Source organism: Dysgonomonas sp. HDW5B (assembly GCF_011299335.1).
GTDB lineage: Bacteria > Bacteroidota > Bacteroidia > Bacteroidales > Dysgonomonadaceae > Dysgonomonas_A.
Window position 1 is genome coordinate 4,272,968 of sequence record NZ_CP049858.1, and the last position, 22,002, is coordinate 4,294,969.

Annotated in this window: 20 protein-coding genes and 1 tRNA gene; 17 read left to right on the forward strand and 4 right to left on the reverse strand. The window is 34.9% G+C overall.

What is annotated here, in order from left to right; genetic code table 11:
• Window positions 1-51 precede the first annotated feature (51 nt).
• The 17 genes from G7051_RS17595 to G7051_RS17675 all read left to right on the forward strand — a co-directional run bounded on the left by G7051_RS17595 (window position 52) and on the right by G7051_RS17675 (window position 17,745).
• On the forward strand, window positions 52-543 hold the full coding sequence (locus G7051_RS17595) for a hypothetical protein (RefSeq protein WP_166202398.1): 492 nt from the start codon (window positions 52-54) through the stop codon (window positions 541-543).
• A 2-nt stretch (window positions 544-545) separates the two neighbouring features.
• Window positions 546-3,605 (forward strand): hypothetical protein, encoded by a 3,060-nt coding sequence (locus G7051_RS17600; RefSeq protein WP_166202400.1) that lies wholly within the window; start codon window positions 546-548, stop codon window positions 3,603-3,605.
• The gene (locus G7051_RS17605) at window positions 3,602-5,794 is read left to right on the forward strand and encodes a hypothetical protein (protein ID WP_166202402.1); all 2,193 of its coding nucleotides are present in this window, start codon (window positions 3,602-3,604) and stop codon (window positions 5,792-5,794) included. Before G7051_RS17600 ends, G7051_RS17605 begins: the two co-directional genes overlap by 4 nt.
• A 55-nt stretch (window positions 5,795-5,849) precedes the next feature.
• Window positions 5,850-6,326, forward strand: a complete 477-nt coding sequence (locus G7051_RS17610) for a hypothetical protein (protein ID WP_166202404.1) — start codon at window positions 5,850-5,852, stop codon at window positions 6,324-6,326.
• Between the two features lie 22 nt (window positions 6,327-6,348).
• Window positions 6,349-8,085 (forward strand): ATP-dependent endonuclease, encoded by a 1,737-nt coding sequence (locus G7051_RS17615; protein WP_166202406.1) that lies wholly within the window; start codon window positions 6,349-6,351, stop codon window positions 8,083-8,085.
• A gap of 45 nt (window positions 8,086-8,130) precedes the next feature.
• A complete protein-coding gene (locus G7051_RS17620; protein WP_166202408.1) occupies window positions 8,131-9,168 on the forward strand; it encodes an exonuclease domain-containing protein in 1,038 nt (345 codons plus the stop codon).
• A gap of 12 nt (window positions 9,169-9,180) precedes the next feature.
• Window positions 9,181-9,636, forward strand: coding sequence for a hypothetical protein (locus G7051_RS17625; RefSeq protein ID WP_166202410.1), 456 nt, complete (start codon window positions 9,181-9,183; stop codon window positions 9,634-9,636).
• Window positions 9,637-9,959: 323 nt separating this feature from the next.
• A complete protein-coding gene (locus tag G7051_RS17630; RefSeq protein WP_166202413.1) occupies window positions 9,960-10,205 on the forward strand; it encodes a hypothetical protein in 246 nt (81 codons plus the stop codon).
• Between the two features lie 52 nt (window positions 10,206-10,257).
• On the forward strand, window positions 10,258-10,509 hold the full coding sequence (locus G7051_RS17635) for a hypothetical protein (RefSeq protein WP_166202415.1): 252 nt from the start codon (window positions 10,258-10,260) through the stop codon (window positions 10,507-10,509).
• Window positions 10,510-10,523: 14 nt separating this feature from the next.
• On the forward strand, window positions 10,524-10,880 hold the full coding sequence (locus G7051_RS17640; protein WP_166202417.1) for a hypothetical protein: 357 nt from the start codon (window positions 10,524-10,526) through the stop codon (window positions 10,878-10,880).
• Between the two features lie 163 nt (window positions 10,881-11,043).
• Window positions 11,044-12,675: a T9SS type A sorting domain-containing protein gene (locus G7051_RS17645; RefSeq protein ID WP_166202419.1), complete on the forward strand. Its 1,632-nt coding sequence runs from the start codon at window positions 11,044-11,046 to the stop codon at window positions 12,673-12,675.
• Window positions 12,676-12,782: 107 nt separating this feature from the next.
• A complete protein-coding gene (locus tag G7051_RS17650; protein ID WP_166202420.1) occupies window positions 12,783-13,376 on the forward strand; it encodes a phage holin family protein in 594 nt (197 codons plus the stop codon).
• A complete protein-coding gene (locus G7051_RS17655; protein ID WP_166202422.1) occupies window positions 13,354-14,001 on the forward strand; it encodes a glycoside hydrolase family 19 protein in 648 nt (215 codons plus the stop codon). Before G7051_RS17650 ends, G7051_RS17655 begins: the two co-directional genes overlap by 23 nt.
• Window positions 13,998-14,486 carry a hypothetical protein gene (locus G7051_RS17660; protein WP_166202424.1) on the forward strand — a complete coding sequence of 163 codons (489 nt, stop codon included), beginning with the start codon at window positions 13,998-14,000 and terminating at the stop codon, window positions 14,484-14,486. The genes G7051_RS17655 and G7051_RS17660 overlap by 4 nt, the downstream gene beginning before the upstream one ends.
• Window positions 14,465-14,692 (forward strand): hypothetical protein, encoded by a 228-nt coding sequence (locus G7051_RS17665; protein WP_166202426.1) that lies wholly within the window; start codon window positions 14,465-14,467, stop codon window positions 14,690-14,692. The genes G7051_RS17660 and G7051_RS17665 overlap by 22 nt, the downstream gene beginning before the upstream one ends.
• Entirely contained in the window at window positions 14,689-15,894 is a 1,206-nt protein-coding gene (locus G7051_RS17670) for a hypothetical protein (protein ID WP_166202428.1), read from the forward strand. Before G7051_RS17665 ends, G7051_RS17670 begins: the two co-directional genes overlap by 4 nt.
• 12 nt (window positions 15,895-15,906) lie before the next feature.
• Complete coding sequence (locus tag G7051_RS17675) at window positions 15,907-17,745, forward strand: hypothetical protein (RefSeq protein WP_166202431.1); 1,839 nt, start codon at window positions 15,907-15,909, stop codon at window positions 17,743-17,745.
• Between the two features lie 8 nt (window positions 17,746-17,753).
• Here the strand turns inward: G7051_RS17675 and G7051_RS17680 are convergent, their stop codons facing one another.
• The 4 genes from G7051_RS17680 to G7051_RS17695 all read right to left on the reverse strand — a co-directional run bounded on the left by G7051_RS17680 (window position 17,754) and on the right by G7051_RS17695 (window position 21,835).
• The gene (locus G7051_RS17680) at window positions 17,754-18,809 is read right to left on the reverse strand and encodes an acyltransferase (RefSeq protein ID WP_166202433.1); all 1,056 of its coding nucleotides are present in this window, start codon (window positions 18,807-18,809) and stop codon (window positions 17,754-17,756) included.
• 80 nt (window positions 18,810-18,889) lie between these two features.
• Window positions 18,890-20,068, reverse strand: coding sequence for a site-specific integrase (locus tag G7051_RS17685; protein WP_166202435.1), 1,179 nt, complete (start codon window positions 20,066-20,068; stop codon window positions 18,890-18,892).
• A 146-nt stretch (window positions 20,069-20,214) separates the two neighbouring features.
• Window positions 20,215-20,287 (reverse strand) — tRNA-Met (locus G7051_RS17690).
• 117 nt (window positions 20,288-20,404) lie between these two features.
• Complete coding sequence (locus G7051_RS17695; RefSeq protein WP_166202437.1) at window positions 20,405-21,835, reverse strand: DUF3078 domain-containing protein; 1,431 nt, start codon at window positions 21,833-21,835, stop codon at window positions 20,405-20,407.
• Between the last annotated feature and the right edge of the window lie 167 nt (window positions 21,836-22,002).

The window sequence follows — 22,002 nt, forward strand, 5'->3', positions numbered from 1 at the left end:
TAGAAGCTCACTCCGGTGAGCTTTTTTTGTATCAAGTAAAATTATAGAGCTATGATACTAAGAAATGAGAATTTAAATAAATCCAATTTTATTAGAGATCAACTAGAACACGACCTTCGCAGTATATATAAAGCACAGCAACTCATTGTGAGCGAAAGAATATGGTACGAGGGAAAGGATTTGAAAAAAGTTGAAAGAGAAAAAGGTGTAAAAAAACGTAGCGGAATATTAGAAGATGCTTTGGCAAATCCTGATTTTATTATTCAGTCTGCAGGTGAAAAATTCACAGTGGTAGCCAATTACCCTTTATATATTCGCTTCCTAGATATGAGACGTAAAGCTGATTTACGTGTTTATAATCGACAAATATGGGGTATATTATATAATAATGCTTTGATCAACATTAGATTTAGATATGGCAAAGAAATATCTGATAAAATAGGTGATGCCCTTCGTGAAGCATTTGCCTCAATAGAAAGCTCTAGCAAGAAAGATAGTACAGGGATTAATGGATCAGCTTATGAAAAAGCTAAAGGTAGATAGTTATGGCAAAGAAATTACAACCTGATGAAATACGGTGGATCCTGAGTCTTGATGCAAAAGGACTTCAGTCTGAGATTGTGAATGTATCTTCCAAATCCCAAGACCTTACCAATACGAATAAAAAACTTGGAGCTGAGCTGAAAGTCGTAGAAAAGGATATGGATAGCCTTCAAAAACAGATGGCGAAACTAAGTGCATCGGGAGATACATCGTCCGAGAAATACGAACGACTGCGAAAAGCATTTATTCAAGTAGCGGATGATGCAAATGACCTACGAAGTCAGATCAGTGCAAATGAAAAAGCTATAGAGAATTATAATCGAAAAGCGGAAGAAATTATTCGTACAATGAAGGTGGAGGATATGACAATGGATCAATTATCCCAAAGAGCCAAAGAACTTGAATCCCAACTTCGCAAAACTTCAGAGTCTACTGATCCAGCAGCCTATGCCGAACTTGAAAAAAGATTAACAGAAGTTCGTGGTCGAATGGGTGAACTAAATAAAGGTTCGTCCGAGACTCAAAATATATTTGCTGAGTTTACATCAGGAGTTAATAAGTATTGGGCTGCTATTGTTGCCGGATATAAAACTGTTGAAGGAGTGTTCTCTACATGGAAAGATCTGATGTTATCCAACAAGGCTACAGGTGTAGAATTTAAAGCAACTATGGATGGAGTTAACGAAGCTTTAGAGTATGCAAAGGTTGCATTTGCTACAATGGACTTTACTAATTTCATTGATGGAATGGTCAATGCGTACGAAGTTGGGAAAGAAATATCAAAAATGTTAGATGAATTGTTTGAGAGACAAAACTCTTTTAATCTGACAACTGCTCCTGTCAGGGCCGAACTCGAAGAAATGAAAACCCAATTACGAGATGTTAATTTATCTAATGTCGAACGTATCAATATTGGGACTAAAATCAAAGCTATGACTGAGGATATGGCTAAATTGCAGAAAGATATAATAAAACAGGAAATTGATGCAAACAGCAAACGCCTTGATGCTCATTTAGCTATGAGTGAAGCCGAAAAAGAATATGTTATTTTTAATTATAATGCGAATATAGATTCCATTCGTTATGCCAAAGAAGTTATAGAGTTGGAGAAAGAAAGAGATAGTATCCGCAGAACTGGATTGCTCTTTGCCGATAAGAATGAAAAAGCTCAATTTTTAGAAAGAGAGACGGAACTGAATACTCAAATTGATTTACTCAAGAAAACAGCAGAGTTCTCAGAAACGGCCTATAACGCTATGCAAAAATACTTATTGAGTAGTAATGAAATGATAAAAGGATATGTTGACGCTCAGATGAAGTCGATGAATGTAGATATTCAGACAAAAAAGGAGTTGAGACGTACTGAAACGATGATGAATCGATTAAAAAAGAGTGAAGCAAAAGGTGATAAGTCAGGAGAAACTGCCGAGAAAAAAGCTCTGACCAAGCAGAAAAAAGAACTGAATGAACTACTCGAAAAGCTTGAAACAACCCATCGGGAGAGGCTCGCTAAAATAAAAAAAGAGTATCTGGATGGTGATATCAAAACCGAATCGGAGTTTAACCGGAAAATATATGCTCAGGAACAAGCTAACTTTTTGCTGCGTGAAGAATCGCTGAATACCTTCCTTAAAAGTACAACCAAGGAGGAAGTCAGAATTGATGTCAATAAGAAGATAGCAGAAATACAGGACAAGCGTCTGACACAGGAAATAGAGTTCCGCAAACGACTAGAGAAAATTATTCTGAATGCTAATCCTCTGGAAAAAGAAAAGCAGGCCTATGCAGAAAGACTTCGAGAGCTGGGTATATTCGGAGAGACTGCCGAATCGTTACGATTGCAAATGGCCGCTGCCAGTACTGAAGAAGAAAAGCAGGCCTTACAAAAGAAATACGATGCCTTTATATTACTCGAAAAAGAGTACCAGGACAATGTATTCAAAATAAACGAACAAGAGAAAAACAGAAAGAAGGCATTAGCTGAAGAACAGTTCGAGCAGGAATTTAAAGCCAGAAAAGATGAAATGCAATTGGAACTGAACAACCTGATGGTTGAAGCTGCGGCTTCGGGTAAAAATGGTTTTGACGCTGAGATGGCTGTTCATATCCAACGGCTACAGATGCTACAGGAAGAAACAGAGGCCCGTAGGAATGCCGGACTCGAAACAACCAAACAAGTAGAACGGATTGGTAAAGTAGAGGCCCAGATGACTGCTACCTTGCAAAAAGAAAACAGTAAGCGTGCAGCTCAGTATAACCAATATGCAAATAGTATGGGTACGGCTATGGGTGAAGTACTCTCCGGTCAAAAAACAGCACTGGAAGCATTCGGCGGATCGATGATCGATATACTATTCGATATCCTGGGACAAATTATAAATACTAAAATTGTTGAAGCTACAGCTGTGGCCGTGGCCGAACAAGCTAAAGCTGCAGCCATTGCCGCTGCATTACCCGACAGTGTTGTTACGTTCGGAGCATCAGCTGCCCTTCGTACTGCAGCTATCGGAGCTATTATTATGGGAGCTTTACAAGCTGCTAAAGTAGGTTTGAAGGGTTTGTTAAGCAAAAAGAAATCAGACTCTTCGTCTTCATCTTCCGGAAGTTCATCCAGTGGACGTATTACAGTCAAAAACAATGGCTTTGCCGACGGTGGTTTCAAACCCGAAGGTTATACCGGAGATGGACAAAAGTATGACGTTAAAGGTCATTTTCCTGACGGACAGCCTTATCATGCCGGAGAATATATAATACCTAAAGAAGTACTGAGAGTTCCTGCAATAATACCGATGGTTCGTCAGATCGAAGCTGTTAGAACTCAAAGAACAAATGTAAACCCTTTGCCCAAAGGTTTTGCCGATGGTGGGTTTCATTTGGATAACAGCTCGTCATCATCAGGTCTTGATTTTTCGTCAGGAATAGATCCGGCCATTATGCAAAGATTAGTTTCTGTTCTTGATAAGTTAGAATCTAAAGGTATTAAAGCATTGGTGGGAGCAACAGAATTGCAGACCGAATTCAAGAAACTGAATGAAAACAACAACTTATTCTCAAGATCATGAGCATAATAATTAGACTGAAAGAAAGCGGAGAAGTATTTGACGTTATAGCCGGCTTTAAACTTGAGTTAAATAATACGTCACCTTTTTTTAATGATCTGGGGACGAAATCGGTTACTACCACACTGCCCAATACGCCACATAACAGACGGCTATTTAGTTTCTCGAACCGGATGGACACAACCAATAAGCCTCGAAGTAAAATGAGCGTCATTGTAGAGTCGGGATCTTACATCAGGGAGGGTGTATTATATGAAGTTCAACCCGATAATCCGGAAACTTCATTCGGTGTTATTATTGCATTTAATGAAGGTATTATGTATGAGGCTATGTCGGATATTCTGCTTACACAATTATCTAACCTTCCTGTAGTAGTTAAATCTGTATCGGACCTGATCGACGATATGAATACATTGCTGAAAACAGATGACCTGAATACAGACCTAACAATATTCCCAGCTATATTGAAAGGAAACAGTTATACAAAAGATGATACCGAAATATTCCAGTATGAATATTTAAACATGGTTGAGTTTGTCGGGCCTTCTCTTATTGAAAGAACTACAACTGATGTCTTGGATGATGGCAAACCTCTTCAGATCGAAGTTCCGGCCGGTTACGGCATAACCCCATTTATACGTGTATGGAAAGTATTAGAGCTTATTTTCTCTCATTTCGGGTATAACATTGTCGAAAACCCCTTTAAAACGGACTTCCAGCTTCAGCGTCTTTGTCTGGCCAATAATACACTGGATACTATTGTCGGTGGCGAAATAAGGTATGAACAACTATTACCCAGAGTTACTATCATGCAGTTTTTGCAAAGTCTATACGGACGCTTCGGACTCAGAGTATTTTTCGACAGTAACCGTCAGGAAGTTAATCTACACCTACTCCGTACTACTTTCAGAGACAAATCATACACACCTGTTCAAGTAAGCTCACATCCCTACCCGTCGCCTCCCATACCCAAACAATTGAAATTATCCGGAGCAAGAGGCCTTGATCGTAGTGCTACGGAAACCGATACTCTCGAAGAATTTTTGGTAAAGTATGGTAACACTATAGGAACATATCCGTATTATTCGGGACAGGTAGATGTAGGAGGTGTGTACTTCGATAGACGTACCGGTTTGTTTTATCAGATATCTACCATCAACCGAGAGGAAAAATTATTGTCTTCCATACAGTTCGATTGGAATAAAAAAGTTGAAGGAATGGAAACCGAAGAAATAACCTCTAGTGACGAATGCCTGACCATGATCAACTACAATGGTACAATACTTCCCTACTTTGGACTCGATGGTACGCTAATGAACTCTATACTTACTGTTAATGGAAATACTATAAATACAGATAACGATCGTATTTTTGCCTTTGTATATGATATGGGGGAAGCCTACAGCGAAATATTAGGAGAAAAAGAATATCAGGGATTTAAATACGGATCTATATTCCCTTTCCGATATAACTCACCCGACAAGTTACAGGTTGACCGTAACGGAAACATATTTAAGTATGCTTTAACTTTTGTAGGAGAATATGGGGCTTTCACTCACTTTTTTAGTGAATACGATGCTTTTCTTAGACATTCTAACCGGTTGGTGAAGTTCAACCTGCATGCTTCTACTTTCATTCTGGCCAATCTCAACTTTGCAGAAAAACGGATCGTGCAAAATCAACCTATTCTACTGGACAAAGTTAATCACGAGGTTGGAGAGCTACGATCGCAAACCGTAGAAGTAGAAGCTCGTACCATGAGATTATATGAACCTTACGATCTGGAGAAAGAACACCATCTCCCAGTTCCGGACGATATCCGATTTAAATGGGTGTTAAGTGATGACCAGGATGAAAGAATACAGGAAAAATACGATGAGTTATATATAGAATTTAGAAAGGAAGAAACAGATAATCCTTTTTTTCATAGATTTTTATCTTTGAGTAAAAGTATTATAGACGATCCAAATCCACCCAGTGCCGTAACTTTTTGGTTTTTACCACCTACCGAACAGCAGTATATCAATAATAGTACAGTAGGTTATAGATCGCATAAGTGTAAAGTTCGTTTTTTACATGTATATCAAGAAAATACAGGTACTATTATGTCTCCCAATTGGATAACACACTCTGATGATATAGATAAAGAAATTAATTATAGTTCTATGTTTAAACCAAGTTTGTTAGTTTAGACTTTAGTATTTTTTTTATAAATTGCAGGTGTTTAGTAACACAATAATGCAAAAGATGAAAAAACTATTATTACTTCTGCCTGCTTTTTTTCTTATTACGTCTTGTTCATCGGATAATGATCCCGAAGATAACAGAGCCAAACAATATCCTGTGAATATAAAGCTAAGCACTATTTTTTCTGAATCAGAAATTAATAGTATTAGTACTTATGGAGGCTCAACACTATATATTTATCAGAAAGATCATCCAACTATACCTACCGGAAATAGGGGAATCTATGTTAAAAGAGATCCTGGAGAAACGAAGGCTTTTGATTTGGCATGTCCATATGAGTGGGATAAACGTGTACAATTAGTTTTAGACGAGTACGGAGCTTTTAAATGTTCTTCTTGCGGATCAATATATAACCCCAACACTTGTAAAGCAGTTGAAGGTATTGCCCAAAAGAGTGGTGCTACAATGATTCAATATAAAGTAGAAATACAGGAAAAGACGATTGTTAGTAAGAAAGATGTGATAATTACGAATTAATTTATCGAAACAACCTTTTCAAATGGAAAGAATTATTAAAGATAAAATCATTATAAAAAACTACAAATGTTTTGACAACAATGGTGCTGGTTTTGACAAGATATACCCAATCAATATAATCATAGGTAAAAATAACTCGGGAAAAAGTAGCTTAATTGATGTAATACGTTATCTAACAGATAATGAATCTGATATTACTCAAAACACTAGAGAAGGGAAACATACTATTATTGAAATTGAAACAGAATTAACTGGCAAGGTTGTGTCACAAGCTTTTTCAACCAACTATGCAAATTCACAAAAAAATAAAGAAAATGAAGATATAAGAAATCGATTATTTAAACAACGCTATTTGTATTCTTTGAATAATAGAGAAAAAAAATTTCTGAATATCAGCATAAATTTTTTAGAATCTACACCACTTGCATATTATCATACATATACAATACCAGAAGAAAATATAAGAAATATTGCAAGTTACATTAATCAAGAACTAGAAGGGAAAAAATTTCACCTTATTTCTGCAGAACGGAATATTGAACCCGAAAAATCTTCAAAGGACCTTTTTTTAGAACCTAACGGTAGAGGAGCTACAAACTATATACAGAGAACAATAAATGACTCATCTCAAGATCGAGATTTAGTTGAAAAGAAAATATTGTCAGCATTAAATGAAATCTTAGAGCCAGAGATAAAATTCAATAGAATTTTATCTCAAATTAATGATCGTGATGATTGGGAAATTTATTTTGAAGATGACTTTGATAATCTTATTCCCCTATCAAAAATGGGAAGTGGAATAAAAACGATTATTCAAGTACTAATAAACCTTATTTTAATTACAAAAAATGATACTGATATTATAAATAATATAGTTTTCGCATTTGAAGAATTAGAAAATAATCTACACCCAGCTCTCCAGAGAAGACTATTAAAATATATAAAAGAATACTCCGAAAAGTATAAATGTTATTTTTTTATAACCACACATTCTAATATCGTTATAGATATCTTTGGTAAATATGAACATGCTCAACTGATACATGTTGTAAGAGAGAACAATAAATCAGTCACACATACAGTAAATAGTAATACTGAAACTAAAGCCTTATTGGAAGATTTAGATATTAAAGCTAGTGATCTTTTGCAATGTAATGGAATTATCTGGGTAGAAGGTCCAAGCGATCGAACATACATAAATAAATGGCTCAGCTTATATGAACCTAGTCTTGAAGAAGGAATACATTATAATATAATGTTTTATGGTGGCAGATTATTATCTCATTTATCTTTTGAGATAGAAGAAGTCGAAAAAAACTTTATCCCTCTGTTAAAAATAAACACTAATGCCTTCGTTGTAATGGATAAAGATGCAAAAAGAGCAACAGATAAAATAAACCAGACTAAAGTTCGTATTGAAAATGAAATAGGAAAGCATCATTGTTGGATTACAGATGGTCGAGAAATAGAAAATTATATACCCTCTGCCTGCATAAAAGAATGGCTTAAAGTAAAACATAACTGGGATTCCCCAAACTACATTTATGAAAGATTCGAAAAATTAGAAAATACTATTTCTAAATCGAACAAAGAGATAACATTGCAATATAATAAAAATAAGGCTCAATTTTCTATGGAAATTATTGAGTTTATCAATAAATATGACCAATTTTCTGCAAAACAAGAACTCTCATTATTATTAGAAAGTAAATTAAAGCAATTAGTGACTGCAATCAAAAAATGGAATTCACTAAAATAGGATTCACAACTTAATTATTACATAAAATTTCACTTATTAAATATTATGGAAAACATCAACTTCACAGCCTTTGATTTTGAAACGGCTTATGGACACAAGAATGCATGTCAGATAGGATTGGTTGTTGTAAAAAAAGGAGTAGTCGTTCTTGAAAAATCATATTTAATACAACCTCCTGAAAATAAAATATCAGCTTATTGTACTAAAATACATGGAATAAAACCTGAAATGACTAAAGATGCTCCATCTTTCTTAGAACTGTGGAATGAAATTAAGCCTCATTTCGAGAAACAAGTTATAGTACATCACAGTGATGGTTTTGATATGCGAGTTTTAAATCAGGAGTTTGATTATTATAAGATTCCTCCATGTCGTTTTTTAGCTATAGAAAGTACAATGGAATTATTCCCTTACGAATATAGCCGGAGTTTGTCTAATTTATGTTCTGCTTATAACATTGATTTAGGTCAGCATCATGAAGCTCTGTCTGACGCTCGATGTTGTGCTAACATATTTTTAAAGTATTTGAACGGAGAAACCCCAGATTACTCGATTCTTCCGAAGAAAAAAATAAATAGACAAATAGTTGAAGAACCCGATGAAGAATATCTTGAGTGGTCACGTAAAGGTATTGTTCCTGATAGATTGGGTAGTAGTTTTAGAGAACTTGAAAAACAAATAGCAAAAGGAGATTATTCAAATATCGAAATTATTGAAGAATCTAATGAATTGATAAAAAAGAATAGAACTTTTACCCCTAATCCAGATAATATTATTGCGTCAGAAACAAAAATCCAAGATTTGAGTATTGTGAATAATACGAACACGCTATTTTATGATAAAAAGATCGTTATATCTGGTGTTTTTGAACGTTTTCCAGTTAGAAATGATTTAGGTATTTTACTTAAAAATTATGGGGCTGATATAAATGGTTCGATTTCACGCAAAACAAATATATTTATAGTTGGGAATGATTGTGGACCTAGCAAATTACAAAAGGCATTAGAGCTAAAAGATAACAATATTAACATCCTTATCTTAGAAGAAAAGGAATTATACAGTATACTTGACTCAATAAATTAATAGCATACATAAATGGCAAAGAAAGAATATGTAAAACTTACAGCTGAAGGTTTAAACCTAGTAACTGTACTTAATTACAGTAGTATTGTGGAGATAAATAGCTTCTCTGGAAAAGAAGTATTTTTCTCCCAAGGTTTTCAGGGAAACGAATCGTTCCTTTTTCAAGCATTAGGCAACTTGGGTGCTTTTGCTAGAAATAAAGACTTAGATAAAGATATCTCTGTTTTAATCATAAGTAATAAGATTATTGATGAATTCCATGAGGGTATTATTGATCCTTTTATAGAAGATCTCGAATCAAAGCTCAATCAAAATAATTCACCATATAGGAGAGTTAAGCTTTTATCTGAAGATCAACTGATATGGTATCTAGAAAATAGGGCCAAGACCACGACTAGTAAACAGTTAACTGAAATAATTAAATTATATAAGGATAGTAAGAAAAATGTTAATCCAAGTTTATTCTGACATTATTCTATAATTAGATGAAGCAGCTTCGCATCGCGAGCTGCTTTTTTATTTTATACAAAAGTTTTAGGGTTAAAAATTATGTAATTTCAAAAATACTATGCATATTTGCATCGCTAAACAATTATTATTAATAGAGTAAGCAGAATATTGCCTACTTCTTATAGGCTTTTTTTATGCCTATACTTTAAAATATAGATAAAAGACGGTTGTCTTTCCCACTTCTTTATTATTCGAGTTTACTCGTTAGTAATGATTGTTTAGCGACACGGGAAATGGCAGCCGTTCTTTATTTCTGCCTAAATCGCTAAACAATCATTACAATGAAAACAAAAAAGAAACCCACCGAGCGAGCTTATGTCCGTACTGTAGGACAAATGAAGCAACGAGTAACCCCCAGTAATTTACAAGACGTAGGTCTTACCATCAGCCAGTTCCTGGATAAAATGTATGATCCCCAATACAAAGAAGAGTACTTCATGAAACTAGTTAGCCAGTCGAAAAATGAAACCTCTGTATTAGCGGATAACGATACGATGCAGGTATTTTTCTCTATTAAAATAAAGTAGCCGAATCATAAGGAAATCTTTTTAAGTATTAACAAACTAAAACAAATTACTTATGGCTATAGTTTTAGACACAAATGCCGAATTTACTCCGAAACTCTTACTCACAATTGAAGAACTACAGTTTAATAACAATGATTACTTGAATCTGTATACTTCTCATTGCGATAAGATAACGAAGCTACTGTTCGATTATGCAAACCTACAATCGGATCCGGAGTCGAAAAATAAAATATTCGACATGCTAAAATACACCCACGAAATACGTGAAATACTGGAAGTATTGAAAGCTCCTATTAATCCATAAACAACAAATTCAAAATGAAAGATAAGCAAACAAATAAAGGTTTAGACCTTAACGATAAAACTCCACTCGAAATCATCACTCTTTGCGGAAAAGTTAAATTTTCGACCGAGAAAACATTAGAAGTTCTCTCCGGATTACCAGACATTAAAAATATGGTGTCTTTGGAAGAAAATATTAATACTCCCGGAACGGAAGAATACAAAGCTTACCGATCGGGGATCTCCCAGGGTGACCTGGAGATTGAATCTGCCATGTATGATCAGGCAGCTGCAGGTGATAAAGATGGATACGAGTCTCTCACTAAAGCTCAACGTACCCGAGCCATCAACGACAAACTGAAAGATAGCTTCGGTCTGGGTGATGAAGAATGATTTTTGTATATTTGTCTAGACTTATTTACATACTTAATAAAGAACACTTCCATCTCTAGTTTGATGGAGGTGTTTTTTTGTTAGAAAAATATGAGAAAAAGATTAGTGAAAATTCTGTATTATATGCATATGTTTACCAATTCACTAATTAATAAATAATACAATGAAAAAACTATTCCTTTTTCTTATAGTAATGCTACTATGCAATACGATATCTTCTCAAACGGCGGTCAAATTTTATCCGGTTCAGTCGTTTGTAGGTGTTACTAAAAAAGACAATACGTACGCCAAGCAATCTATTGACAAAGACCCCAAACAATTTTTTATAGGGTATAATTCTACAAATAAAACATATGGGAGAGGGTATTTAGAATTTAATCTGTCAGGAATCCCTTCAGGAGCCACTATTAATTCAGTAAGACTACAAATGACATCTGTTATTGCATGGGATGCAAACTTTGAAGGAAAATTTAAAGTATTTACATGTCCGAAACTACAAGATGCTAATGATTTTGTTTGGAATTCATTAGTCGGAAATTCGGCTGGAGAAATTGGCGTGTTTCTTTTTTCTAAAGAAGGAAATGGGGCGTCCCTTTCAAATGATTTACTAAAAACAATAGCTAAAAACTCTATTGGTAAAAGTCTGTATCTATCAGTAAATCATAGTGATGAAAGTAAGATTGTCAGATTTACTGGTAATCCTTTGGATTTATACTTAGAAGTGACCTATACCACTCAAACGACTTCACCTTCAAAGCCCGAAGGGAATTGGAAAATAGATGGACCCCAAGAAATCTTTGTTGGTGACCAAGTTGGATATTATGCCATTGCAGATAAAGATTGGGAGAGAGCTTTATGGGAGTGGGATTCAAATTATTTTGAATTTAAAAGATATGATGTTTACCCACTTCAAGATGGTATTATTGTAGTTGCAAAGAAAAGTGTTTCATCTACAACTATAAAAGTAAAAGTTAAAGCAAAAGACCCCAAATATTCAAGTACAAACTATGAAGGTTATACGTCAGTAAAAATTAAACCTATACCTCAATATGTAGTTAAAACTAATGCAGGAAACAGATTATGTGAGAATAGTTCTGTTGTTTATCAAATAGAAGGTATTATACCAGAAGGATCGAAAATAACCTGGACTCCAATCTCTAACTTAACATATGTTTCTGGTCAAAATACCAATGAAGCCAGTTTTAAGGTAACAGGATCGGGTTATGCAAAGGTTCAGGTTGATGTTGATTATTTAGGGAAAAAGTATACTCAGACAAACTCCTCAGTGTGGATTGGTCAAGAAGCAAAACCAACGATAGGAGGTGATCTTGGCTCAAGTGGTTATGTTGCACCTAATAGTGAATATGTCTTTGCAAGCAGCATCGAAGGTATCCGTTACAGATGGGGATATGGGTCAGGTAACTCTTCTACTAGCAAAGAAACCGCCACTTTTTATACTACCATACGAACACCAAGTAAAGGACTCTTTAAAGTTACATTATCGGTACTAAACTCATGCGGATGGAGTGAAGTAGCAGTCAACAGTTACACCGTCAATGGAGGAGGTAAAGGTGACCCTGTCGGCCCACTTAAAAGTGCAATATCAATAGATGAAGAGCACTCTGAAGTAAAATCAGTAAAGATTTATAACTTATCTGGAATACTTGTGTATTCGAATGATGCTGTAAATGGTCATTTTGATATTACATCTACAGGTTTAACCAACGGAGTATATATCATAGAGAAATTTGACGGAGAAATTAAAACTTCAGAAAAAGTTATCCTGAATAAATAAATATATCCTTCATAAACTACGAAAAAAGCCTCTCATATAAATGGGAGGCTTTTTTGTCCTTTATACCCACGTAAAAACTACTGACTTTTGAAATAAAAACAAAAGTCATGATGTTTCCTACAGCTACATTTATACAAAATCCATTGATGCAAAAAGTCATTGGTGGAGTTTATGCTTTAGTTCTAGCATTTATAGCAGTTATTACACAGAATATACATAGTCTGGTATTGAGTATTTGCCTGGTTGTATTCTTTATGGTTGGTGATTTCGCCTCCGGAATATTTGCTTCCAGACGAGTACATAAACTAGGTATTGAAAGTTCGAAGCTTCGTTGGAGTGTTGCTAAATATGCAGTTTATTGCTTTTTTATTATCGGTACACTTGTAATAGGTGTTTTCCTTCACCTGATCGAATGTTTCAGTGAGGATGTAGACATATATACCAAATCTTCACTTTTAACTTACACCCTTAGTTTTATTAAGTTTCAAATGTATTTTGTCTCCTGGATAGAAGCTGTATCTATTGTCGAAAATCTACGATCTGTTTATCCCGAAAATGTATATATAAAAGGCATCCACTATGTATTAGTAGTTGATATCAGACGTTTAATACCTCACTTTTCGAGCTTCTTGAAAGAAGTTAAAACGAAAGACATTAATAATTTAAACCAAGAAGATAATGACACTGACACTAACAAATGAACATCTAAAGAAGATTTATCCCAATTCGACAGAGGGTAATAGGCTTAAGTATTTGAATTACATAATTTATTATGCTACAATATACGATATCAACACAATTGAACGTATGGCAGCCTTTTTGGCTCAGATCGGGCATGAGTCCGGACAATTGAGTGTAGTTGAAGAAAGCCTTAATTATTCGGCTGAACGGCTTTTTGCTGTATTTCCTAAATACTTTAAAACTCTGGACATAGCCAAAGAATATGCCCGGAAACCTCAAAAAATAGCTAATAAAGTATATGCAGACAGAGGTGGTAACGGAAAAGAGTCTTCCGATGATGGTTGGAAATATCGTGGGCGTGGACTCCTCCAGGTAACCTTAAAAGATAATTATAAACTATTTGACGAATGGGTTACCGATGTTCCGATGGGTTGTGACTTTATTGATAGTCCGGAGCTTTTAACGGAACCTCAATACGCTGTTTTATCGGCTTTTTGGTATTGGGATGTCAATAAACTCAATAGATATTGCACTCTCAAGGAAGAGGACTTTAGAAAGCTTACCAAAGCTATCAATGGTGGTTATAATGGTTATGCAGATCGAGTTAATATTTGGAAACGAGCTTTAAACGTACTAACACAATGAAAATCTATGTACTCATTATTTTATTTTTTATTGGGACTGGTTGCCGTAGTAGCCGTAATACTACTGATACACATATCAGTGACCATTCGAAAGAGAGTAAAAAGGAGGTCAGTAGTGAAACGATCTCCTTACAATCGTCAATGCTTACCATCACTCGCACCGCCACCGATACAAACATCAAAGAGTATTTTAGAACAACACTCTTTAATCCTGACGGATCAGTATCACAAGTACAAGAACAATGGAGGGGAACTCGACAAAATGAGTTATCTGATAGCTCTGGACGATCATCAAATATATCCCTGATCAACCGAAACGATTCAACATCTACCGAAATAGATACAGACATAGAAGTCAAACAAACCACACAATCACATACCGACAGCCGTCCTGTTCAAGGTATTGAATGGCTATATGTTGCTTGTGTCGGAGGTATAGTAATACTCATTATAATCATATTCGCATGGCCAAAGAAAAAAAAGTAAATATAAGTTCGTCCAATGCCGACGGATTGAGAGCTCTATATAAAATTTATAAAGATCAACCCGGTAATGAATCAGCTTCATGTGATGATTTTGTGCAATTCCTGTCAGTTACATCTCCGGATAGTACAATATTTCTTGATGCCTATTGTGATTGGGAGGCTGTCGATATGGGAGTGACCGTTGTTATTAAAGTAGATCCGAAATGATACATGTAATCCGAGAACCCGAAAACTTCAGCTTCACCGGCAACCCGATGATCTATGAAGTGGAGACAAGCTTCGATAGCCTTGAATTTGAGGTTCGTGTGGGTTCGCGATCCAAGAAGCTTAAACTGACAGCTTATCAGACAACCGAATATCATTCTTACCCCAATCGGGTACATCTTGATATCTCGGATATAGTCTTTTCCTTTATCGAAGATCAGACATTGACCATTACCAAAGGCGATATCATTCATACGGTCGAAAACTTTGCTTTTGATTGCCAAGTGTACATATATGATACCCTGCCTAGTGTATCGGCAATCAAAGTATTTCGGGGAGGTATCAGCAGCAAAGCCATATCCGGACTCGCTAAAGTAAACCGTAATATGTTTACCTACCGTCTCGATAATCCTGTATACAATCCATTATTCACCACCCGAACCAATGGGCATCATATCGTTTTGAGAGAAACAGAGCTGTACCCGATGGTATTTATCCATCCCGGTACTCCCGTTTCATTCGTGACTGTCAATGGTAGAATAATTACTCAGGCAGCATTGACGGCCGGCACGATCTGCTCGATAGACTTCGAAGCAGTCCGGCAAATGTTCGCTTCTCTTTATGGCGAGCTTCCGGCTTATATCGTAGTACAATTCGATCAGGAATTCAGTTTTGATCTGACTATCAAACCGGCTCAGATCTCGGAAGAACGCATTCTGTTACTATTCCGTAACTCACTTGGAGCATTCGAAGTAATGGAGGTCACAGGCAAATCTTACGATACACCTGAGTTCTCAGAAGAAAACCTCTGGAATACACTAAACGGTAATGACTATTTCGAAGAAAACCGAGACAGGCTAACCGTCCGCCATAAAATCGAAGCTGAGACGGGATTTAAACCCAAAGCTGAATTATACTTCATACAGGATCTTATCGCTTCAGATACTATCTACTGTATCGATGGTGATAATCAGTTCAGATGTCACGTAACGGTCGATCAAATTAAGATTGCCCGTAAAATGGTTTCACCGAATAGCATTCCCTTAGTGATTAGGGAGGTTACAGACGATCAGTTCCTAACACCGGAGATAGATTTAAGTTTTCCGGATAGCCATCCGCTATCGAATATCACCAGAGCTGCCGATGATCGTATAAATGGACTGGGTTTGATTTACGGAGATGATTATTTTTTATATAGTAATTAAAAACAAAGAAATATGACTTTAAAAACAATATCAGCAACTGACAAACCCTTTACGTCTGCTATAGGATTACAACCTATATGGTCCACTCAGAATACACAAGGACAAATACCTACACGTGGACTGGGAGCTGAAAACATAGTGAATGAGAACTTTTCTATTTTGGAGCAGGTAAAAGCTGACAAGGGAGGTTCTACTAAATCATTACAGCAAGTAGAGGATTTAGCCAATTTAGCTATTGATAATACAAGACAAATTGCCATAGATGGTACAATTAACATTCTTTTTACAAGAATAGGGTATATGCTTAATAGTGCCGGGCAACCTACCGTTAGTGGATGGTACGCCATAACAGAGCCGATTAAGGTAAATAAGGGTACATCTATATATTATTCAGGGCAAAATGGAGCCTCTGGTAATGCTCTAGTTGGGTATTCTGATATCAATTTGAATAATCCTGTAATCCTATTAGGATCGTCAGGAAATTACAATAACACGAATGTCATAACACCAAATGAGGTTAATTATATAATAGCCGGAGGATTAAGACCTGAATTTGTACCAACTCCAACTCCTATATCATTGAGGATAGATAGTGGATTATCCGGACTAAAAGAATCTACCAAGCTATTAACTAATAGATCTCAAACTCCATTTGTATATCTGAACTATATTAACGCCTCTGGAGTTGTCACAAGTAGTACCGATTGGACACGTACTTATTTTATTGATATTAATGCTTTTATGAATGCATATGTATGGGGGCATTCATCTGTATCCAATTTAGCCTATTATACCGATAGAGATTTAAGTACAAATATAACCGCCTCCAATATGGTTTTAGGTGCAGGATGGCATTTTATAGACAGATCAACTATGACTATACCTGCAAATGCTAAATATGTTATAATATCCACTTCTAAAAATCTGTCATATTTTCCAAATACTTATATCACTCTTAACACGATAGCTCAAATGCAATCAGATATAAGTATAAACACATCAGATATATCTACTATAAAACAATCTATGTCTGCCATAAACAGTACATCAAAATTTATGCACATGAGTTTTGATGATACAATCAATGTATTCGCTGATCTGACAGCCAAAGCAAGTACATACACTAGTATTTTTGATAATCCATTTTTTAAAGCAATAAAAGGGATCCATGATCGACATGGAATGGTATTTTCGTTTTATTGTTGGCTTGAATCTCCTACAGGATTTATCCTTTCAAATACAACTACCAAATTCGCAAATGAATTTAAAGCGAATAGCAACTGGATGAAATTTGGCTTTCATAGTAGAAATACAAGTACATCCTATGGTAATAGCATTACACCCGAAACAGCAAAGGCAGATTATGATAGCTTTATAACTTCTATAGTTGCCATTACGGGCGGTATTCAGTCGATTGATCGTGCTGTAAGGCTGCACAATTTCACAGGCGTATTAGCCAGTATGAAAGCAATGCGAGATACCAATATCGGTATAATAGGTTTACTTACGGCTGACGATTCTAGGGATAGTTATTTCTTATCTGTTGCAGATTATACGTATATCAATGCACATGACAGAATCATTGATACGGTAAACCACATGAGATTTTTCAAATCAGAAAAGAGACTCGAAAATGCTGCCAATATATCTACGTATTTATCTGATTTTCTAACACCATCATTCGCTAATATGTCAAATGATCTGGTTTTATTCACGCATGAACAGCAAATTTATCCTACAGTATCGGGAGTAGTTACTACTGCGATGGTCGATAAAATAGAAGCTTGTGCCAGTTGGGCATACAATAATGGATATAGGTTTGATTATCCGATGAATGTTGTTTTGCGATAAGTAAGAATTTATTGTTTGGGTTTGGGGTTACTTTCTCCTATTAAAATGTATAAGTTCAATTTTCGAAATAAGATGATTAATAGACCAGATAAACTAAAGCTTATGATACAAGCCAGTAAAGAAAGTATATATGGGTTAACGGCTAGGTTCTTAGTAAAATAATATACGAGATAAATAATCATCGGATGAAATAGGTACAAGCCGTATGATCCTTTTGATATAAAAGCATAAAAACCGGTGGTAATGAATTTAGTTGTCAAAAGATACGTAGCTAATAAATAGAAAAGAGTTCCTCCGGATAATGCAGATGAAAAACCTAACAACTTAGTAGACATTTTGAAAATAATACCTTCTTTATCCTCTAAATAAATAGAAAATAAGAATGAAGAGATACTTACAATTAATAAAAATACTATTGCGTATGTTTTTCTTAAGATTGGTATCAGTCTGCTTTTGTTGCATTGAAATTCATATCCTAAAAAGAAGAATAACAAATACGCCATAGTTGCTTTTAATACAAAAAAGGAAGGGAAGAAAGATGCAATCAGAAATAAACAAAAGAAGAATATAAAGTTGTAAATAAAATTTAGTTTAAAAATATATTTCTCGAAAAAATTGAAAATGATTGAAATATTAAACAAAGCCAGTACATACCAAAGATATCGAGGATTTTTACCAAGTAAAATATTTTCAATATAATAGTTTAATACGGGTACATCAACAATCTTCATATAATAAATTAACGGTGTTATAATGCAAGTTGCAAAAAAGAAATATGGGATTAGTAGCCTCAGAATTTTATTCTTAATGAAAGGCTTTTGTTGTTTATATTTTCCAAGTGTTCTTTTTCCATAAAAATATATTGCTCCGGAGACAGCTATGAAAAGAGGCATATGAAAACTGTAGATATATTTTGTAATAATATCCAAAACAGATGAAGAAATTAAAGGTCGAATAGCAGCAGCTTCAGTGTAAAAAAAAGTTGAATGACCGATTACAACTAATAGTGAAGTGATAACTTTTACGCAGTCCCAGTCTTCGAGAATTTGTTTTTTGCCTTCCATTTAAATAAAATATAAAGTTTCGTAAGATGATTTGAGTATTCAAAGATAGATTATAAATATCAATAATAAACAAGTTCGAATTAAAATACACCCTCATGGTTTGTTATCAAACTATTTGCCTGTTGAATATCATGAGGGGTATATTTATCAGTCATCTGGATATCAGAATGCCGTGCCTGATCTCTCACTGTAATTACATCATGTGTTCTCAACATACTTGTGATCCCTGTATCTTTCAATGAATAAAACTGATATTTATCAGGAAAATTTAAATCTTTTCTAACATGATATGCCCAAAAATCAGTGAACTGTTTTTCGGATTTACGAAGCTTTCCAGGTTTGAAGTTCTCCGAGAATAAATAATAAGTATCCGGATAATCAAATATATTTAGATCCAACATCAAATGTATCACTTTCGCAGTCAAGGTAACTGTACCTCCTACTCCATTCTTTGAACTCTCTTCAGGTATATATAATGTCTGATTTTTTATCGAGATATCAGATATTTTAATAAAACTCATTTCTTTACGACGAACAAAACAATAGTGCATAATATAACTGGCCAGAAGAAAGTATTTATTTTTCTCACTCAGGTAATCATGTAACCTAATAACGTCTTTTTCGTCAATAATTGTGCGTTGTTTCTTTAGTTTTCTTTTACTAAAGGATGCTATTCCTTCAGCTGGCTTTACTTTCACATACTGATGTTCTAATAAGAAAGTCCCAAAAATCCGGACAAATGTAAGATAGTTGTTACGTGTACGAGCAGAGTTCTGTCTACCGATATAAATGTCTTCAAGGAACTCCATTATAAATGCTCTGTCAAATTGATAAATATAAGTTATAGGAATTTTCCTGTCTCTATTCCAGTTTTCAATATTACGAAGCTGCGAAATGTAGGACCTATAGGTATCTTCTCTTAGCAGACCGTCATTCAGCTGTTTCATTATATGCTTTTTGTAGTGTTCGCAAGCCTCTGTGAATGTTTTGTATGATTTCTCATGCTCTGCTTCAATCCAAGGATTCCATCCGCTCTCAAGCTTGGGGATAAGGCGTTTCAGAAAGCTGTCGGCGTACCGGCGGCGATCTCCTATTTTTTCAATATGATTGAGCTTGATTTTTTTTCTACGCATGCCTCCCCTGGATGGATCGTAAGCCATAAACCCAATGTACCATTCTTTTCCGGTATAGAGCTTAGGCATCGTAAAACTCTTGATCTCTTCTATTGAAGAATTTTGCTTTTTCTGAAGTAGGTCCATTTTTTTTTTACGTCTTTAACCAGATAGTTAGAGAAGTAAAAAAGTGAATGTTTTCTTTTAATGAGAACGTGTCCCGATTTTGTCCCGGTATATTAAACCGGAAAGAGTGGAAAACCTTTGCTGTAAAGGAATTCCACTCTTGTGAGTTGCGGGGACCGGACTCGAACCGATGACCTTTGGGTTATGAGCCCAACGAGCTACCAACTGCTCCACCCCGCGATATTTCGAGTACAAAGATACGTCTTTTTCAATACAGTCCAAACTTTTGGAACACTATTTTTATATTATTTTGCCAGAAAACACATATACAACTAAGCATCAACACAATAAAAATGCTTACCATTTGTAATTTAATCCGAAACTTATAAGCTGATTAATCTGTAGGTAGCCAAGCTTTTTATCTCGGGGGACATTGTCATCAAATCGAGTATTCAAAGATATCGTTGTAGAAAAAAGGCGAGTAAACATCATATCAAACTTATTTTCAAACTCCACTTCCACCCTTTTATAGTTTGTAAAATATCGGAAACGAGAAGACCAGGACATATATCTGCTAAACTTAAAAGTTAGATTGGTATTAACCAAAGAACCAACTTCAGTTAATGCCCGCTCTCCTTTTTCCAGACCAAATCGCGTTTCATCTACATTTTCATCTCTAACATAAATATAATTGACTGACAGCGGAGACAGGCTCAATACTAAATCTAACTTTTTGGCTTTGTCACTCTTGTATTTCTTTTCTAATTTATAAGCCATACCAATACTCGCATTCATGACCAAAGGAGCCAGAAATGAAGTATACTTATCACGAGAGTTAAGGGGATAAGTATTAAAAAACTGTGTTTTAGTTTCTAAACGAGTAGAATAAGACCAATTATTATATGCTTTATAACCTAAAATGTTTTCTAAGCGAAATAAGTCTTCACTAATATTTACATCATGTTCTTTGTCTGAAGGAGTAGCTTGCAAATTTAATCTCCATTCCATAGTATTATTAAATGTAACCTTATCTTTTGCATAATTCAATGCAACCTTGTGAGAATTACGTATAAAAAAGCTACTATTTCCACCTGAATACCAGTTATCAGATATATGATTTTGTGCAATCTGAAGAGCGTGCTCTCCACTCTTAACCCAATAAATAAATCCGGGATCAATTTTTGCCATTTCCACAGGTGTTACCTGAATCGCATCATCTGTAGCTATTAGATTATGAAGAAAGTTACGTTTAGTAGCATCCTCTTCATTCAGTTTAGGAATGCTCTTCAATACAGAAGCATTATATCGGACATCACCAATATTGCTCATATCCATATAGAAATTTTTACGACGAGCGTGAATAACTTCAGCTCTCTTTATTAATGGGGCAAAAGTATTTTCTTCCGGTATCAAATGAAATTTAGGACCTTCTAATTTTGAGTCTTTAGGAATAAAGCTCAAGCGTGGAGGTAAGATTTTCCCATCAAATACAATCGGCAAAAATTGAGGATCATATATAACAGTATCTCTAAAGCTCACATTATAAGGGAAAGGATCCCACTCTACAGGAGGAACTATGATCAATCCATTCGCACCTCTAGTATATACCAAAACCGAATCATTTTGAAATACTGGCATTTCCTCTCTTTGAAGCACTTTTTTTTCAATCTTTGTATATGCAGGAATACCGTTATCATTAAATTTCGAATTTACAGATTCGGCATAAGAAGACGAAGAGAATAATAACAAAAGAACTGATATCAGAATATAATATAAAGAATTTTTCATCTTGATTAGATTGCTTTTCTTTTAACTATCGAGCTAAAGAATTAAACATAACATTCGAATGCTGCAAATATAATAATAAAACTTTCCCAAAACGATACTTTTATTATCTCTAAAGGTTATTTAAGATCGTTAATTTATTAATTATTGCAGTAAAAAAACAGTTTTAG

Bases quoted from the DNA above. Each gene is read 5' to 3' on its own strand.
- G7051_RS17680 (WP_166202433.1), bottom strand. From the start codon at position 18,809: ATGGAAGGCAAAAAACAAATTCTCGAAGACTGGGACTGCGTAAAAGTT.
- G7051_RS17640 (WP_166202417.1), top strand. From the start codon at position 10,524: ATGAAAGATAAGCAAACAAATAAAGGTTTAGACCTTAACGATAAAACT.
- G7051_RS17600 (WP_166202400.1), top strand. From the start codon at position 546: ATGGCAAAGAAATTACAACCTGATGAAATACGGTGGATCCTGAGTCTT.
- G7051_RS17665 (WP_166202426.1), top strand. From the start codon at position 14,465: ATGGCCAAAGAAAAAAAAGTAAATATAAGTTCGTCCAATGCCGACGGA.
- G7051_RS17595 (WP_166202398.1), top strand. From the start codon at position 52: ATGATACTAAGAAATGAGAATTTAAATAAATCCAATTTTATTAGAGAT.
- G7051_RS17695 (WP_166202437.1), bottom strand. From the start codon at position 21,835: ATGAAAAATTCTTTATATTATATTCTGATATCAGTTCTTTTGTTATTA.
- G7051_RS17675 (WP_166202431.1), top strand. From the start codon at position 15,907: ATGACTTTAAAAACAATATCAGCAACTGACAAACCCTTTACGTCTGCT.
- G7051_RS17605 (WP_166202402.1), top strand. From the start codon at position 3,602: ATGAGCATAATAATTAGACTGAAAGAAAGCGGAGAAGTATTTGACGTT.
- G7051_RS17655 (WP_166202422.1), top strand. From the start codon at position 13,354: ATGACACTGACACTAACAAATGAACATCTAAAGAAGATTTATCCCAAT.
- G7051_RS17615 (WP_166202406.1), top strand. From the start codon at position 6,349: ATGGAAAGAATTATTAAAGATAAAATCATTATAAAAAACTACAAATGT.
- G7051_RS17660 (WP_166202424.1), top strand. From the start codon at position 13,998: ATGAAAATCTATGTACTCATTATTTTATTTTTTATTGGGACTGGTTGC.
- G7051_RS17670 (WP_166202428.1), top strand. From the start codon at position 14,689: ATGATACATGTAATCCGAGAACCCGAAAACTTCAGCTTCACCGGCAAC.
- G7051_RS17635 (WP_166202415.1), top strand. From the start codon at position 10,258: ATGGCTATAGTTTTAGACACAAATGCCGAATTTACTCCGAAACTCTTA.
- G7051_RS17625 (WP_166202410.1), top strand. From the start codon at position 9,181: ATGGCAAAGAAAGAATATGTAAAACTTACAGCTGAAGGTTTAAACCTA.
- G7051_RS17650 (WP_166202420.1), top strand. From the start codon at position 12,783: ATGATGTTTCCTACAGCTACATTTATACAAAATCCATTGATGCAAAAA.
- G7051_RS17620 (WP_166202408.1), top strand. From the start codon at position 8,131: ATGGAAAACATCAACTTCACAGCCTTTGATTTTGAAACGGCTTATGGA.
- G7051_RS17685 (WP_166202435.1), bottom strand. From the start codon at position 20,068: ATGGACCTACTTCAGAAAAAGCAAAATTCTTCAATAGAAGAGATCAAG.
- G7051_RS17630 (WP_166202413.1), top strand. From the start codon at position 9,960: ATGAAAACAAAAAAGAAACCCACCGAGCGAGCTTATGTCCGTACTGTA.
- G7051_RS17645 (WP_166202419.1), top strand. From the start codon at position 11,044: ATGAAAAAACTATTCCTTTTTCTTATAGTAATGCTACTATGCAATACG.
- G7051_RS17610 (WP_166202404.1), top strand. From the start codon at position 5,850: ATGAAAAAACTATTATTACTTCTGCCTGCTTTTTTTCTTATTACGTCT.